This is a genomic window from Endozoicomonas sp. ONNA2 (genome assembly GCF_024606365.1).
Taxonomy (GTDB): domain Bacteria; phylum Pseudomonadota; class Gammaproteobacteria; order Pseudomonadales; family Endozoicomonadaceae; genus Endozoicomonas.
The window spans coordinates 1-2,391 of the sequence record NZ_JAHHPO010000285.1; the positions used below are offsets into that span (position 1 = coordinate 1).

General features: G+C 47.2%; 2 protein-coding genes. One reads left to right on the forward strand and one right to left on the reverse strand.

What is annotated here, in order from left to right; genetic code table 11:
- Window positions 1–161 precede the first annotated feature (161 nt).
- Window positions 162–848: a uracil-DNA glycosylase gene (ung, locus tag KDK14_RS05010; RefSeq protein WP_257263918.1), complete on the reverse strand. Its 687-nt coding sequence runs from the start codon at window positions 846–848 to the stop codon at window positions 162–164.
- Between the two features lie 152 nt (window positions 849–1,000).
- Here ung and KDK14_RS05015 point away from each other — a divergent pair, with 152 nt between their 5' ends.
- A complete protein-coding gene (locus KDK14_RS05015) occupies window positions 1,001–1,999 on the forward strand; it encodes a Ppx/GppA phosphatase family protein (protein WP_257263919.1) in 999 nt (332 codons plus the stop codon).
- Window positions 2,000–2,391 lie beyond the last annotated feature (392 nt).

Genomic DNA, 2,391 nt, shown 5'->3' on the forward strand with positions numbered 1-2,391 from the left:
ACCTCCGACCGCCTGGTTCGTAGCCAGGTACTCTATCCAGCTGAGCTACGAGCGCGTACAGGCTGAAACGATGACAAAAAACAACTGTCGGCATTCAGTGGCGTGCATCATACATATACTGATGTTCTATGTACAGCACTAACAGAACAAAATATCACCGGTCAATTCAGAGGCGGCAGTTGCCAGTCTATAGGCTGTACCCCATGGCTGGACAGATAATCATTGCTTCTTGAAAAGGGTCTGCTGCCAAAGAATCCCCGGTAGGCTGATAATGGCGACGGGTGCACCGATTTCAGAATCAGGTGTTTACCGGGATCAATAAAATGCCCTTTTTTCTGTGCATAGCTGCCCCACAGAATGAAAACAATATGCTCTCGCTGCTCATTCAACGTAGCCACAATCCGATCAGTGAATGCCTCCCACCCCCTGCCCTGATGGGAAGCCGCCTGCTTGTGCTCGACAGTCAGCACACTATTGAGCAGCAACACTCCCTGGAGGGCCCAGTGTTCCAGAAATCCATAACGGGCTGGCGGAATGCCCAAATCTGACTCCAGCTCTTTATACATATTCATCAGCGATGGAGGGATGGCGGTTTGCGGACGTACCGAAAAGCTCAACCCATGAGCCTGACCCGGACCGTGATAAGGGTCTTGCCCAAGAATCACCACTTTCACCTGGTCGAACGGTGTCAGGTCCATGGCCCGGAAATACTCCTTACCCCGTGGGTAAATCATCTTTCCCCGGGCCTTTTCATTTTGCAGAAAGCTGCGCAGGGCCTGCATATACTCTTTGGTAAATTCATCCTGAAGCATTGTCTTCCAGGAAGGCTCCATTTTGATCTCTGGCATCACCTTACCTCTGAGTGTTCAAACAATATTGACAAATAAATTACCTCCAACCGCATAAGAGCCAACTACACTCTTTTCCAGCCAACGCACTTTAGCACAGCAACACCTTCACTAATAACAACTCACCCTCTTAATGGATCACCTTCAATACAATGCAGATTTTTAATAAAGCCTCTGTCGGAGTCTATGCCCTTGCAGCATTGTTTTTTTGCTGCCCGTCAGCCTTGGCAATGCTCGAACGCAGGATGGCCATCGAAATTGAGGCCAATACTATCTACTTCGCCATCGCAGACGTAAACAAAAAAACCGACAAGGTTTATCGACACCTTGATTACGGTTCACTGGAAGTCGGCTTCTACGATGACCTGTCATCCAGTGACAACTGCTTCTTCAGCAACTTTATGCTGAAAAGGGCACAGAGAGTCTTTGAAAAACTGCGAACCCGTCAGGAACATTTCAAGGTGGTTAAAGTAAGAGCCATTGCTACTGACACCTTCAGGGAGGCACACAACGCCGAAGAGCTGGTACAGCAAGTTCGACGAACAACAGGTATTGACATTCGAATTCTATCCCCGGAAGAGGAAGATCGAATGGATTTTCTCTCTGCTTTCTCGGTGACCGATAACGCGGAAACATCCGTTGTCTGGGATATTGGTAAAGAGAGTTTTCAGTTGATTATCTCAGATCCTGAAACAGGCCCATGGGCTCGCAAAAGTGGTTTTGGATCTGTTTCCTTCATGGAATACCTGAAGGAAGTTGTTCAGAACAAACCACCACAGGTTCCGGATTCATTATCTCCCTTAACATCGAAAGAACTGGAAGCAGGTATCACTTTTGCGCGATATCTTGCCCGTAGAACACCCCTTATTATTCGCAAAGAGCTGAAGAAAGGTAAGGTAAAAATTACTGGAACAGGCTCAGCATTTCAGGAAGGTTTCGCAGAAGATATCAGTGGGAGCAGTACATTGGATAAGGACAAGCTTAAGAGATACATCCTGGACCGAGCCTCATTCAGCGATACCAATGGAGCAAGTCTTTCAAGTGCCATTTTAGTATTTGGCTTTATGGAAGAGTTGGACATTACAGAGTTATCTATCTCTGATCACAACAGCACTGTCGGTATGCTGGAATATCCGGTGCTCTGGTATTAGAAAATGCCCTTGAATGTGGTTGGCAAATGGAGTTGTATACAAAAATAACCGTAGTCAGGCCTTGAAAAGAAGGGGAACCACAAAGTTACAAAGAAGAGCTTTTCTTTCTTTTTTCTCTAGGTCGGGAATGTGCGGTGTGTAGTTCTACCAGCACCAAGAGGCTGTCCGAGAATAAACTGCCCTATCCTGCATCCATGTAGTCGTGCGATGGCAGCAAATTGGTCTAAAAAAATTTCCGACTTTTTATCCTCAATACGGGGATGCCCAGTCGGGCGCTATTCTCGGACAGCCTCCCAAGAGGCTGTCCGAGAATAGGCTGCCCTACGCGGCAACTGCTCTCTAGCTCCTGCATCCATGCAGTCGTGCGGTTGCGATAAATTGGTCTAAAAATT